The organism is Haloarcula sp. MBLA0138 (assembly GCF_055632455.1).
Window position 1 is genome coordinate 2,407,390 of sequence record NZ_CM145746.1, and the last position, 12,109, is coordinate 2,419,498.

15 protein-coding genes are annotated in these 12,109 nt (G+C 69.9%); 8 read left to right on the top strand and 7 right to left on the bottom strand.

Features of this window, described 5'->3' with window-relative positions; all coding sequences use genetic code 11:
- The 5 genes from ACV7JO_RS12840 to ACV7JO_RS12860 form a co-directional block, all read right to left on the bottom strand.
- On the bottom strand, positions 1 to 294 hold the full coding sequence (locus tag ACV7JO_RS12840) for a hypothetical protein (protein WP_470353803.1): 294 nt from the start codon (positions 292 to 294) through the stop codon (positions 1 to 3).
- Positions 294 to 1,391, bottom strand: coding sequence for a DUF373 family protein (locus ACV7JO_RS12845; RefSeq protein ID WP_470353804.1), 1,098 nt, complete (start codon positions 1,389 to 1,391; stop codon positions 294 to 296). Before ACV7JO_RS12845 ends, ACV7JO_RS12840 begins: the two co-directional genes overlap by 1 nt.
- Before the next feature lie 24 nt (positions 1,392 to 1,415).
- Positions 1,416 to 1,988, bottom strand: a complete 573-nt coding sequence (locus ACV7JO_RS12850) for an endonuclease dU (RefSeq protein ID WP_470353805.1) — start codon at positions 1,986 to 1,988, stop codon at positions 1,416 to 1,418.
- A complete protein-coding gene (locus tag ACV7JO_RS12855; protein ID WP_470353806.1) occupies positions 1,985 to 2,176 on the bottom strand; it encodes a DUF5786 family protein in 192 nt (63 codons plus the stop codon). The genes ACV7JO_RS12850 and ACV7JO_RS12855 overlap by 4 nt, the downstream gene beginning before the upstream one ends.
- Before the next feature lie 127 nt (positions 2,177 to 2,303).
- Positions 2,304 to 3,023 (bottom strand): ThuA domain-containing protein, encoded by a 720-nt coding sequence (locus ACV7JO_RS12860; protein ID WP_470353807.1) that lies wholly within the window; start codon positions 3,021 to 3,023, stop codon positions 2,304 to 2,306.
- A 194-nt stretch (positions 3,024 to 3,217) separates the two neighbouring features.
- Here ACV7JO_RS12860 and ACV7JO_RS12865 point away from each other — a divergent pair, with 194 nt between their 5' ends.
- Both ACV7JO_RS12865 and ACV7JO_RS12870 read left to right on the top strand, forming a co-directional pair.
- Positions 3,218 to 4,312, top strand: a complete 1,095-nt coding sequence (locus ACV7JO_RS12865; protein ID WP_470353808.1) for a glutamate-cysteine ligase family protein — start codon at positions 3,218 to 3,220, stop codon at positions 4,310 to 4,312.
- Positions 4,313 to 4,343: 31 nt separating this feature from the next.
- Positions 4,344 to 4,955, top strand: a complete 612-nt coding sequence (locus ACV7JO_RS12870) for an MBL fold metallo-hydrolase (RefSeq protein WP_470353809.1) — start codon at positions 4,344 to 4,346, stop codon at positions 4,953 to 4,955.
- Positions 4,956 to 4,997: 42 nt separating this feature from the next.
- Here ACV7JO_RS12870 and ACV7JO_RS12875 read toward each other — a convergent pair whose 3' ends face one another.
- The gene (locus ACV7JO_RS12875) at positions 4,998 to 5,147 is read right to left on the bottom strand and encodes a 50S ribosomal protein L40e (protein WP_470353810.1); all 150 of its coding nucleotides are present in this window, start codon (positions 5,145 to 5,147) and stop codon (positions 4,998 to 5,000) included.
- Between the two features lie 165 nt (positions 5,148 to 5,312).
- On the opposite strand from ACV7JO_RS12875, the gene eif1A reads away from it, so the two are divergent.
- From eif1A to thsA, 6 genes are all read left to right on the top strand, one after another.
- On the top strand, positions 5,313 to 5,600 hold the full coding sequence (eif1A, locus tag ACV7JO_RS12880) for a translation initiation factor eIF-1A (RefSeq protein WP_470353811.1): 288 nt from the start codon (positions 5,313 to 5,315) through the stop codon (positions 5,598 to 5,600).
- Between the two features lie 31 nt (positions 5,601 to 5,631).
- Positions 5,632 to 6,549: a serine/threonine-protein kinase Rio1 gene (rio1, locus tag ACV7JO_RS12885; protein WP_470353812.1), complete on the top strand. Its 918-nt coding sequence runs from the start codon at positions 5,632 to 5,634 to the stop codon at positions 6,547 to 6,549.
- A gap of 50 nt (positions 6,550 to 6,599) precedes the next feature.
- On the top strand, positions 6,600 to 8,102 hold the full coding sequence (locus tag ACV7JO_RS12890; RefSeq protein WP_470353813.1) for an HTTM domain-containing protein: 1,503 nt from the start codon (positions 6,600 to 6,602) through the stop codon (positions 8,100 to 8,102).
- A 68-nt stretch (positions 8,103 to 8,170) separates the two neighbouring features.
- Entirely contained in the window at positions 8,171 to 8,719 is a 549-nt protein-coding gene (locus tag ACV7JO_RS12895) for a KH domain-containing protein (RefSeq protein WP_470353814.1), read from the top strand.
- A gap of 78 nt (positions 8,720 to 8,797) precedes the next feature.
- A complete protein-coding gene (locus ACV7JO_RS12900; RefSeq protein ID WP_470353815.1) occupies positions 8,798 to 9,835 on the top strand; it encodes an AAA family ATPase in 1,038 nt (345 codons plus the stop codon).
- A 177-nt stretch (positions 9,836 to 10,012) separates the two neighbouring features.
- Positions 10,013 to 11,704 (top strand): thermosome subunit alpha, encoded by a 1,692-nt coding sequence (gene thsA / locus ACV7JO_RS12905; RefSeq protein ID WP_470355783.1) that lies wholly within the window; start codon positions 10,013 to 10,015, stop codon positions 11,702 to 11,704.
- Positions 11,705 to 11,868: 164 nt separating this feature from the next.
- Here the strand turns inward: thsA and ACV7JO_RS12910 are convergent, their stop codons facing one another.
- Positions 11,869 to 12,033 (bottom strand): hypothetical protein, encoded by a 165-nt coding sequence (locus ACV7JO_RS12910; protein WP_470353816.1) that lies wholly within the window; start codon positions 12,031 to 12,033, stop codon positions 11,869 to 11,871.
- Positions 12,034 to 12,109: the final 76 nt, after the last annotated feature.

Below are 12,109 nucleotides of genomic sequence, written 5' to 3' on the forward strand. Positions count from 1 at the left end.
TTAGCCGTCGAGGCCGTCCTCGTCGGCGGCGTCGGGGGCGGTGATGGCGATGGCGGCGGTGGTCTCGACGGCGTCGAGGCCGTCGAGGGCGCAGATGTCGGCGACGCGGTCCTGCGGGACGGTCACCGCGAGGTCGTCGAACTGGAGGTGGCGCTCGACGGTCGCGCCGGCGGCGCGGGCGGCGTCAGCGACGGTCTCGGGGTCGGCGTCGGGGGCGGTGGTGAGCGCGAGCGCGACGGACGCGTCGGGCGCGGGGTCCGCGCGGATGCTCCGGACGGCGTGGGAGACGTACATCACTCCGAGGAGGGGCCGCCGGGGCCTTGGTTGTGGCGCTCGGCGGGGTCGAAGCGGGCCTCGGCGACGGCGAAGGCGAGCGTGCTGACCAGCCCCAGCAGGGTGCCGCCGGTGAGCACCACGGCGAGGTATTCGAGGTCGCGGACGCCGAGGAAGAAGGCGCTGACGCCGTGGAGGACGGCGGCGATGGCGAGGACGTAGAAGGGCGCGTTGAGGTAGCGCCACTCGAAGGTGCCCGCCAGATACTCGTCGGTGACCCGGCCGAGGCTGGTGGTGATGCCGGCGGCGGCGAACCACTGTATCGCGCCGTAGACCAGCGCGGCCAACACCTCGACGGCGGAGAGGCCGGGCCGGTTTTCGAGGGTCTGGACGCCGCTGAGGCCGCCGATGGCGAGTAAGGCGGCGGCGACGACGTAAGTGATGATGGTGACGCGCCCGGCGTAGATGCTGGACGTGACGCCCTCGACAGCGGCGTCGAGACGCTCTTGGGCACCGAGGCCGCGAGCGAGGACGTACAGGCCCAGCAGGCCGGAGATGATGCCCAGCGCCGACCCCGGGAGGCCCAGCGAGTCGACGGCGACGGTGAGCGGGTAGACGAGCAACAGGATGCCGAGCGGGACGAGGATGGTCCCCCGCGTCTCGGGGTCGTCGAGCACCTGCTTGATGGTGTAGTACATCGATTCGAGGTCCTGTGCCTGCCGGACGACGACGCGGTGGACGCCGTCGATGGGGACCCGCGAGCGGATGACGGGGACCACCGACTCGTCCTGTGCGCCGTCGGTGACGACCAGCGCGCGGACGTCCTCGCTGGCCGTCAGCGACGCCAACACGGTGTCGAGTTCGTCGCCGACGGCGCGGTTGGCGGCCACGTCGCCTCCCTCGACCCCGGTGACGGCGGCGACCTCGACGGGTTCGTCGGTCACCTCGTCGTGGAGGTGGACGCCCTCGAAGAGGACGTTCACGTCCGAGTCCTCGGGGTCGGTCTCGGCGAGGGCGACGGCGGCGTCCTCGACGGCGTCGCGGCCGATGACCGGCGTCTCCACGTCGGTCTTGCGGCCGATGTCGTCGTCGAGGTCGACACACAGCACCAGCAGCATCGGCCGGCGATACGCCGCCGGTGTTTAACTGTCTTCGGGGGACGCCGGCCCCTCGTCGGCGCGCGCTCGGGCGGCCAGTCGGGCGACGCGGAGCGGTTCGGGCCGGCCGCCCTCGGGCGTGAACGCCTGCACCACGTCGGCCGCCTCGTCGTCGGTCAGCCCGACAGCGCGGACGTAGACGGTGCCGTCGGCGACCGCGACGGAGCGGCGGTCCGGCTGGGCGCGGTAGGTGTCGAGGCGCTCCCGGACGGCGTCGGGGTCGTCGAAGGCCTCGCGGAGGGCCGACTCGAGCCCGGGGGAGTCCTCGAAGGTGACCGAGACGACCGGGCGCTCGGCCGCGGCGCGGAGGCGGCGGAGGTCGAGAACGTTGAACCACGCGGGGGCGATGCCGGCGACGAGCAGGTACCGAACGTCGTCGCGGTCGAGGCGCTCGACCATGTCGGTGACGGCCGCGGTCGCGTCCGTCCCGCCGACCGTACAGGTCCCGAAAACGAAGCCGTCGACGACTCGGCTGGCTCTGACGACGACGCCCGCGAGGTGACTGGTCTCGTGGCGGTACGACTCGGCCACGCCGAGGGCCCGCACCCCGGCTTTCACGTGTTGTCTTGGTCCTGATTCTTGATGTCTTCGAGCCTGTCGAGCAGTTCGTCGTTGGACGCGGTGAACTCGTACTCCACGTCGCCCTCGTGGGTGTTCTCCTCCGCGTCGACACCGTCTTCGTCCTCGAAGTCTGTGTCGTACTCCTGATTCTCCTGTTCGGACTCGTCGTAGCTCCCGAACCCCATAGTACATTGAGGGGTACGGGATTCGGCCCCAAAAATCACTCGGCGGTTCGGATTGACAGTCGCGCTCGCACACGCGTGAGCGCGGACGGCGGCCGTTTTCGACCACCGTCGACGGTGGGGCTGGCTGTCAGAGCGACTCGCGGGGGTCGACGTTCCGGTTGCCGCCGCGGGCGTCGGCCCCCTCGGTGGGCGCGGCCCAGTCGACGGCGTTTGCCAGCACCCGCTGGACGTCGTCGCGGTGGTAGATGGGGTAGGTCTCGTGCCCCGGACGGAAGTAGAATATCCGCCCGCGGCCCCGCCGGTAGCAACAGCCCGAGCGGAACACCTCGCCGCCCTCGAACCACGAGGTGAAGACCAGCCGGTCGGGCTCGGGGACGCCGAAGGGCTCGCCGTACATCTCGGCCTCCTCGATGACCAGCGAGTCGTCCAGTCCGTCGGCGATGGGGTGGCCGGGGTCGACGACCCAGACGCGCTCGCGCTCGCCGGCCTCGCGCCACGTCAGGTCACAGGGCGTCCCGAGCAGGCGCTTGAACGGTTTCGACGCGTGGGCGGAGTGGAGGGGGACGAGTCCCATCCCCGCGGTGACGCGGGCGGCGACGCGCTCGACGACGGCGTCACGAACCTCGTCGTGGGCGGCGTGGCCCCACCACAGCAATACGTCGGTGTCGGCCAGTACCGACTCGGTGAGCCCGTGGTCGGGCTCGTCGAGGGTCGCCGTGTGGGTGTCGTGGCCCCGCTCGGACAGGGCGTCGGCGATAGTCGCATGGATGCCGTCGGGGTAGACCTCCGCGACGGCGTCGTCTTCGCGCTCGTGGACGAACTCGTTCCAGACGGTGACTGCGGCCATGCCCGTGTTCGGGGGGCGGTTCACATAGTGGCCCCGGTCGCCGCCGTCTGCGCCGGGTGGCCGAACGTGTCGGCTCGCTTCCCCGAAAAAATGCCACGTACGAAATATACTAACCGCGGAGGTCCGACCGTTCTGGTGACTGTGAACAGCCCACACGACCGGACGACCGGACCGGAATCCGGGGGTGCGAGGCGGTGAGTTCGGCGGCCCCGGTCAGACGGAGCATCGAAGTGGAGTACTGGGTCGTCGACGACGAGGGCCGGCTGACGGAACCGGCGGACCTCGTCGACGCGGGGCCGGGCGTCGAACCGGAGTTCGTGAAGCCGCTGTTGGAGGTCAAGACGAGCCCGTGCGAGACGACATCGGCGCTCCGCGAGGAGCTTTTCGACCGGCTCGGGACGGTCCTCGACCGCGCGGCCGAGCGGGGACTGGGGCTCGTCCCGCTCGCGACCCCGATTCACTGCGGGACCGTCGCCGACCGGCCGGCCGAGCGGACCCGGATTCAGGACCGCGTGGTCGGCGGGGACTTCGACTACGTGCGCCACTGCGCCGGCACCCACATCCACGTCGAGCAACAGCCCGGTCGGGCCGTCGAACAGTTCAATGCGCTCGTGGCACTCGACCCGGCGCTGGCGCTCGTCAACTCCTCGCCGTACTTCCGGGGGCGCTCGCTGGCGGCCAGCGCCCGGTCGAAGCTCTACCGCTGGATGGCCTACGACTCGCTCCCGGACCAAGGCCGGCTCTGGCCCTACGTCGAGGACAAGAGCGACTGGACCGAGCGGCTCGACCGCCGCTACGCGGAGTTCGTCGAGACGGCCGTCGACGCCGGGGTCGACCGGGCGACCGTCGAGGCGAACTTCGACCCCGAGAGCGCCGTCTGGACCCCGGTGCAGTTCCGGGAGGCGTTCGGGACCGTCGAGTGGCGCTCGCCCGACGCGACGTTCCCGGAGCAGGTGGTCCGGCTGGCCGACCGGCTGGCGACGGTCGTCGAGCGCGTCCGCGACGCCGAGGTGCGCATCGGGGGTCAGCGGGGCCGACTGACCGACGACGCGGTCGTGCTCCCGGCGTTCGACAGGGTCGTCGAACTGGCCAACGACGCCATCCGAGAGGGGCTGGCCGCCGACTCGGTCCGGTCGTATCTCGAGCGCATGGGGTTCGACGTGGCGAGCTACGCCCCCCTCGGCGACGAGGTCGGCGGCCGCGCGCCGGTCGACCGGGAGACGGCCCGGGAGATTCGCCTGACCTACGCCCGCCGCTTGGACCGGGCGGTCCGGGGGTGCCGACAGTAGACTCAAGCGGCCGCGGGCCGACGGTGGGGCTATGGAGGTCCACAACGTCACCGCGGACGCCGAGACGTTCACCTGCAACGCCTACCTCGCCGTCGGCGAGCGGACGACGCTCGTCGACGCGGGCGCGATGGACGGCGTCGTCGACGCGATTCGGGACCACACGGACGCGCTCGACGCCGTCGTCCTGACCCACCAACACGGCGACCACGTCGAGCGACTCGACGACGTGTTGGACGCCTTCGACGCGCCGCTGTATGCCTACGGCGACCACCCGCGTCGGGACCACGCGCTGGCCGACGGCGACGAACTGCGGGTCGGCGACGAGACGGCCGAGGTGGTGTACACGCCGGGCCACGCCGATGACCACGTCTCGCTGGTCTCGTCGGCGTCGCTGTTCTCGGGCGACGTGGTCGTCCACGACGACGGCGCGTTCGACGACGGCTCGTTCGGCCGCACGGACTACCCCGGACAGTCCCGCGACCGCCTCGTCGAGAGCATCCGGACGCTGCTGGAGCGGCTGCCCGACGGCGTCGAACACATGTACTCGGGCCACGGCGGCGTCTTCCGGGGCGACGTGCGCGCGGTCGTCGAGCGGGCCTTGGAGCGGGCCGAGCGCCGGGAACCGAAGTACCCCGACGAGTAGCGCCGCTGGCGGGGCGAGTGCGACGGAGAAGCCGACGGTCGGTTACGCGCTGCGCGGTTCCTTCGCCTTCGGGCGGAGCTTCCCGTAGCCGCACTTGCGGCACTGGCGAGCGCCCTCGGAATTGCGGGCGTTACAGCGCATGCATATCTGCTTGTTCAGGAGCCGGTCGGACGCGTCCTCGAAGCTAGCCATACGCTCCGATATCCGGTCCGCGCGTTTAAGTTTTCAGTTTCGGCCTCGTCGTGGGAGCGGCGACGAGCCGCCCCGGCGAAACCGCCCTCACGGGCGGCACGAGCGCCCCGTCGACCGAACCGAAATCGTACAAGCCTTAAGCGTCCCGGGTCCGAACGCCCGCGTATGAGCGACAACGGCGGCCGGAAGAACCTGCGGATGCCCGACGACGACGAGGTGTTCGCGGTCGTGCTGGACATGCTCGGCGCGAACCGCGTGAAGGTACGCTGTATGGACGGGACAGAGCGGACAGCCCGGATTCCGGGCAAGATGCAGAAACGCATCTGGATTCGGGAGGACGACGTGGTGCTGGTCTCGCCGTGGGACTGGCAAGACGAGAAGGCGGACATCACGTGGCGCTACGAGAAACAGGACGCCGACCAACTGCGAGAGGAGGGCCACATCCAGGAGTAGCGCCGATGAGCGCCGCTCCGGAGGCCCGAGCGTGACCGACAGCGAGTACGGTCTGCTCGACACCGACGAGGCCGACGCGCCGGGCGACGAGTGGGAGGAACTCGACGTCTCGGACACGGAGGCCGACCGCATCGCCCGCCAGCGGGACCGCGAGTTCAGCGAGTTCCGCAAGCGCATCAAGGACGCCGACCAGTTCAAGGTCGAGGCCAGCGTCTTCGACGACGCCACCTACGGCGCGCTGTACAAACTCGTTCAGGACGGCCACATCGACGCCTTCGGCGGCCCCATCTCGACGGGCAAGGAGGCCAACGTCTACACCGCCTTGGCCGGGGACAGCGAGGTCGCGGTGAAGGTGTACCGCATCAACGCCTCCGACTTCGTCGACATGCGGGGCTACTTGGACGGGGACCCCCGCTTCGAGGGTATCGGCTCGGACAAGAAGAAAGTCGTCACGGCGTGGGTCCGCAAGGAGTCCTCGAACCTCAAGCGCGCCCGGCGGGCGGGCGTGCGCACGCCGAAGCCCATCGCCGTCGAACGCAACGTCCTCGTGATGGAGTATCTGGGCACCGAGGAAGGCCGCGCTAAGCGCCTGAGCGAGGTCCGCATCGAGAACCCCGAGACGGCCTTCGAAGTCGTCCGGGAGTACGTCCGCCGGCTCTACGACGCCGGCCTCGTCCACGGCGACTTCTCCGAGTACAACGTCGTCTTCCACGAGGGCCAACTGTACATCATCGACCTCGGGCAGGCGGTGACGGTCCACCACCCCAACGCCGAGGAGTTCCTCGAACGGGACTGTCGCAACGTCGCGGCCTTCTTCGCCCGGCAGGGGGTCGACACCGACGCCGACGCCCTCGTGGCGTACGTCCGCGAACACGCGACGCCCCGGGAGGCGAGCGACACCGCGCCGGGCAGCGACGCCGACGCCGTCCCACAGCCCGACGAGGGCTGACGAGACGGGTGCCGTAAGGGTTTTTTCCGTCGGCGCGAGTTCGGTATCGTATGCCGAACGGGTGGGTGGGGCACAGCGCCGAGTGGCTGCGAGCGGCCGCGCGCAGACGCCTCGCAATCGACGCGCGGGCGCTTGGCGCGGTCCGGGTGGGGCTGGGCGTCCTCCTGCTCGCGGACCTCCTCCTTCGGGCGACGGACCTGCGGGCGCACTACACCGACGCGGGCGTGTTGCCGCGGTGGGCGCTGCTCTCGGAGGGGCAGGTCCTCTCAGCGCACCTCGCGGTCGGGAGCGCCGAGGGCGTCGCGCTCGCGTTCGCGGGCCAAGCGCTGGTCGCCGTCGCCGTCCTCGCGGGCTACCGGACGCGGGTCGCCACGGTGCTGGCGTGGCTGTGCTGGGCGTCGCTGCACGCCCGGATGCCGCTGGTGCTCAACGGCGGCGACACCCTCCTGCGGACGACGCTGTTCTGGGCGATGTTCGCGCCGCTGGGGGCGCGCTTCTCCGTCGACGCGCTCCGGACCGGCGGGCGGGACGGGCAGGTCCTCACCGTCGGGACCGCGATGTTGCTGCTAGAGGTCGTGGCGATGTACGGCGTGAACGCCGTCCTGAAACACACCGGTGAGGTCTGGCCCCGCGGGGACGGCGTCGCGTACGCGATGAGTCTGGAGATGTTCACCACGCCCGTCGGCGACGCGCTCGCGGGGGTCCCCGCGGCGACGACGGCGCTGTCGTACGCCGTCCTCGCGCTCTGGACCGCCGCACCGCTGTTGGTCCTGACGACCGGCCGGGTCCGCACCCTGCTCGCGGCGGCGTTCGCGGGGGCACACGTCGGCATGTTCCTCACGATGCATCTGGGGCTGTTCCCGCCGCTGGTCGTCGTCGTACTGGCGCTGTTCCTGCCGCCGGCCGTCTGGGACCGACTCGTCCCGGAACGGACCGAGCGGTGGACGCCGGCGGCGGCGCGGCGGGCGGCGGGCGAGTGGTACGTCACGCTGTCGCTGGGCGACGAGGCGAGCCAGCGGCTCCGGCGAGGCGTCCGGTACGGGGCGCTGGCCGTCGCCGTCGTCTCGCTCGCGTTCGTCGGGCTGTGGAACGCCCAGACGGTGGCGGCCGCGACGGGCGACGGCGACGACCCGGAACTCGTCCCGGAGCCGCTGTCGGCCTACGGCCACGCGACGATGCTGACACAGGGCTGGCGGATGTTCGCGCCGGAGCCGGTCCGGGACGACGGCTGGTACGTCGTGCCGGCGACGCTGGCAAACGGGAGCCGCGTCGACCTCTACAGCGGCGGGCCCGTCTCGTATCTCGAACCGGCCGACCGCTCGGCGACGTACCCGAACCAGCGCTGGCGCAAGTACATGCTCAACCTCCGGCTGCGGGGGAACGTCGACTACCGGCTGTACTACGGCCAGTACCGCTGTCGGGAGTGGAACCGGAGCCACGCCGTCGGCGTCGAGCGGTTCCGCGTCGACTACGTCCGGACGCGGACCACCCGGAGCGGTGGCGACGCGCCGGCCGACGCGGTGACCATCTGGGAACACGACTGTACGGCCTGATGCGGGCGGTCTCGCCGGTCGACAGACGAAGGCTTAACTGCGCCCGTCGAGTACGAACGGGCATACTTATGCAACACGTGAAGATTCCGCAGGACCGCATCGGCGTCCTCATCGGCGAAGGGGGTGAGACCATGCGCGAGATAGAGGAGCGCGCGGAGGTCCGCCTCGACATCGACTCCGAGGACGGGTCGGTGAAGGTGGAGTCGGTCGGCGACCCCGTGACGGCGCTGAAGGGGCCGGACATCGTGAAGGCCGTCGGCCGCGGCTTCGCGCCAGAGGAGGCGCTGCGCCTGCTCGACGGCGAGATGATGCTGTTCGAACTCATCGACATCGAGGCCGCCACCCGGAACAAGAACGACTTCCGGCGTCAGAAGGGCCGACTCATCGGCGAGGGCGGCCGGACCCGCGAACTGATGGAGGAACTGACCGGCGCGGCCGTCGTCATCTACGGGTCGACGCTGGGCATCATCGGCGAACCCGAGCAGGTCGAGGCGGTCCGGGAGGCCGCGGAGATGCTGCTCGACGGCGCGCCCCACGGCTCGGTGTACTCGTTCCTCGAGCGCAAGCACAACGAGATGAAACACAAGGGGCTGGAGTACCACCAGTTCACCGGATAATACAGGGGACGCGACCGTTTTCGGCCGCCGCCGGGCGTAAAGTATAATCGGGTTCGTCGACAAGTACGCCGGAGTACCGTGGCAGACGACAGGGACAGCGGGCAGACCGTCGGGGAGGTCGTCGAGCGACTCGAACGGCTCCGGAGCGAGGACGAGGCCCGCGACGAGGGCGCGAGCGAGGGCGTCCTGCTGGACCAGTTGCGCGAGGTCGAGCAGCGCCTGCTGGCGTTCGGCCGGGCGCTGGGCGGGGACCCCGACGACGTGACCGACCTCCCCTTCACCGAGGAGGCCGGGCTGGACCGCATGCCCGAACCGCTGTACGTCCGCCACGACACGGCGATGCTGAACCAAGTCACGTCGTGGCTGTTGCAGGACCAGCACATCGGGCTTGTCAGCCCCTACGGCACCGGGAAGTCGGCGTTTCGCGAGATAGTCCTGCGGGACCTCTCGAAACACGACGACTTCGTGTTGGCCCATCTGGACAACCCACGCGAGACGACGCCGCGGAAGCTCTACCAGACGGTGCTGGAAGCCGCCTACGCGGCGGGCTACTCGGTAGACCCGGCGAACTACTCGCAGGTCCGCCAAGGTATCCCGTGGGCGACGGCGGAGGCCCGCGAGGCCGTCCACGAGGTCGTCCGGCGGGTGCGCGGCGACGGCGCGACGCTGCTCCTGTTGGTCGACGAGATAGAGGTGCTGGAGGTCGACCTGCTCTCGCCGCTGCAGGTGGCCGGCGACGCCGGCGTGCGCCTGTTCCTGATGGGGACCCCCGAGGGGAAGCGGCGGGTCGCCGAGATACGCGGGACGCTGGACTCCCGACTGCGCTACTACGAGGGCATCGAGCCCTTCGGCGTCGCGGACGTGGCCGAGTACGTCGGCCGCTCGCTCGCGTACTTCCGGGACGAACCCTACGACGGCGAGCCGCCGGACCTGTTCACCGAGGCGGCCATCGAGGACCTCCGCGAGCGCACCGGCGGCGTCCCCCGCGAGGTCCGCATCGAGTGCCGCGAACTGTTCACGCGCGCGGCGTTCGTCTGGTACCGGACCGGACAGGACATCGAGCGCATCCGCGTGACGCCCGAACTGCGCCACCGGCGGTTCGGGATGGGTTACTGAACCGCCCCGAACGCGGCGAACCGGCGCGAAACCCGGCCGATATGCGTATTTAAACCCACCACGTCAGAGCGTGCCACACTGGCGAGAGTGGGGCGCAGTGGGGCGATGAATCGGCCGCCACCAAAGAGTTTATATAGAATCACATTCAATCATCGTTTGACTATGGCTCAACAGCAGATGGGTAACCAGCCCATGATCGTACTCTCCGAGGAGTCCCAGCGAACCTCCGGAAAGGACGCCCAGTCCATGAACATCACGGCCGGGACGGCCGTGGCGGAGGCCGTTCGGACCACACTCGGGCCGAAGGGCATGGACAAGATGCTCGTCGACAACTCGGGGTCGGTCGTCGTCACGAACGACGGCGTCACCATCCTCGACGAGATGGACATCGAGCACCCGGCCGCGAACATGATCGTCGAGGTCGCCCAGACCCAAGAGGACGAGGTCGGCGACGGCACGACGACCGCGGTCGTCATCTCCGGTGAACTGCTGTCGAAAGCCGAGGAACTGCTCGACCAGGACATCCACGCCACCATCCTCGCACAGGGGTACCGTCAGGCCGCCGAGAAGGCCAAGGAAATCCTCGAGGACAACGCCATCGAGGTCGACGCCGACGACACCGAGACCCTCGAGAAGGTCGCCGGCACGGCCATGACCGGCAAGGGCGCGGAGTCCTCCAAGGACGTGCTGGGCGAACTCGTCGTCCGCGCGGCGCAGGCGGTCGTCGACGACGACGGCACGGTCGACACCGACAACGTCCAGATAGAGACGGTCGTCGGCGGCTCCAGCGACGAGTCCGAACTCGTCGAGGGCGTCATCGTGGACAAGGAGCGCGTCCACGACAACATGCCCTTCGCCGTCGAGGACGCCGACGTGGCGCTGCTCGACACGGCCATCGAAGTCCCCGAGACCGAACTCGACACCGAGGTCAACGTCACCGACCCCGACCAGCTCCAGCAGTTCCTCGATCAAGAAGAGGAACAGCTCAAGGAGATGGTCGACAAGCTCGCCGACGTCGGTGCCGACGTCGTCTTCTGTCAGAAGGGCATCGACGACATGGCCCAGCACTACCTCGCACAGGAGGGCATCCTCGCCGTCCGCCGCGCGAAGAAGTCCGACATCGAGGCCCTCTCGCGGTCGACGGGTGCCCGCATCGTCTCGAACATCGACGACATCGAGGCCGACGACCTCGGCTTCGCCGGCTCCGTCGCCCAGAAGGACGTCGCCGGTGACGAGCGCATCTTCGTCGAAGAGGTCGAGGACGCCAAGGCCGTCACGATGATTCTGCGCGGCGGCACCGAACACGTCGTCGACGAGGTCGAGCGCGCCATCGAGGACTCGCTCGGCGTCGTCGCCGCCACGCTGGAGGACGGTAAGGTCCTGCCCGGCGGCGGTGCCCCCGAAACCCAGCTCGCGCTGGGCCTGCGTGACTACGCCGACTCCGTCGGTGGGCGCGAGCAGCTGGCCGTCGAGGCCTTCGCCGACGCCATCGACGTCATCCCGCGCACGCTCGCCGAGAACGCGGGCCACGACCCCATCGACTCGCTCGTGGACCTGCGCAGCAAGCACGACGGCGGCGACGTGACCAGCGGGCTGGACGCCTACTCCGGCGAGGTCGTCGACATGGAAGAGGACGGCGTCGTCGAGCCCCTGCGCGTCAAGACCCAAGCCATCGAGTCCGCCACCGAGGCGGCCGTGATGATTCTGCGCATCGACGACGTCATCGCCGCGGGCGACCTCAAGGGCGGCCAAGGCGACGACGACGACGAGGAAGGCGGGCCCGGCGGCCCCGGCGGCGCGCCCGGCGGTATGGGCGGCGGCATGGGCGGCATGGGCGGTATGGGCGGCGGCATGGGCGGCATGATGTAGGAACGGGGAACGTCAGCGCGGGCCCGCCGACTGCGGACCCGCTCGCCTGACTTCCGACATCACCGTCCGCTGCAGCGCCTTCCGAACGACTCTCTCTCTCTCTCTCTCTTTGCGGTTCGACGTTTTCAGAATCGACAGTGCAGTTCACCGGCGCGAGCCGCGGCTCACTCCTCGTCGGCGAACGCCACTTCGGCTTCCAGTTCTATCGCCACGCCGTCGGCGTCGAGGGTCGCCTCGAACTCGGTGGCGTCCTCGACTTCCGCTTCGAGCTCCTCGGTGTCTATTTCGACTTCGACCTCCACGTCGACGGTGACGTTCTCGGAGTCCATGACGACGGGTTCGGCCGGGCGGCGTAACTCAGTTGCGGCCCGAGACCGTCCCGACACGGTTATGCCCCGGAGGCAC

What these genes read in the sequence shown, in the direction of transcription:
- ACV7JO_RS12840 (WP_470353803.1), bottom strand. Translation starts at nt 294, where the DNA reads ATGTACGTCTCCCACGCCGTCCGGAGCATCCGCGCGGACCCCGCGCCC.
- ACV7JO_RS12845 (WP_470353804.1), bottom strand. Translation starts at nt 1,391, where the DNA reads ATGCTGCTGGTGCTGTGTGTCGACCTCGACGACGACATCGGCCGCAAG.
- ACV7JO_RS12855 (WP_470353806.1), bottom strand. Translation starts at nt 2,176, where the DNA reads ATGGGGTTCGGGAGCTACGACGAGTCCGAACAGGAGAATCAGGAGTAC.
- ACV7JO_RS12860 (WP_470353807.1), bottom strand. Translation starts at nt 3,023, where the DNA reads ATGGCCGCAGTCACCGTCTGGAACGAGTTCGTCCACGAGCGCGAAGAC.
- ACV7JO_RS12870 (WP_470353809.1), top strand. Translation starts at nt 4,344, where the DNA reads ATGGAGGTCCACAACGTCACCGCGGACGCCGAGACGTTCACCTGCAAC.
- ACV7JO_RS12875 (WP_470353810.1), bottom strand. Translation starts at nt 5,147, where the DNA reads ATGGCTAGCTTCGAGGACGCGTCCGACCGGCTCCTGAACAAGCAGATA.
- eif1A (WP_470353811.1), top strand. Translation starts at nt 5,313, where the DNA reads ATGAGCGACAACGGCGGCCGGAAGAACCTGCGGATGCCCGACGACGAC.
- ACV7JO_RS12890 (WP_470353813.1), top strand. Translation starts at nt 6,600, where the DNA reads ATGCCGAACGGGTGGGTGGGGCACAGCGCCGAGTGGCTGCGAGCGGCC.
- ACV7JO_RS12895 (WP_470353814.1), top strand. Translation starts at nt 8,171, where the DNA reads ATGCAACACGTGAAGATTCCGCAGGACCGCATCGGCGTCCTCATCGGC.
- thsA (WP_470355783.1), top strand. Translation starts at nt 10,013, where the DNA reads ATGGGTAACCAGCCCATGATCGTACTCTCCGAGGAGTCCCAGCGAACC.
- ACV7JO_RS12910 (WP_470353816.1), bottom strand. Translation starts at nt 12,033, where the DNA reads ATGGACTCCGAGAACGTCACCGTCGACGTGGAGGTCGAAGTCGAAATA.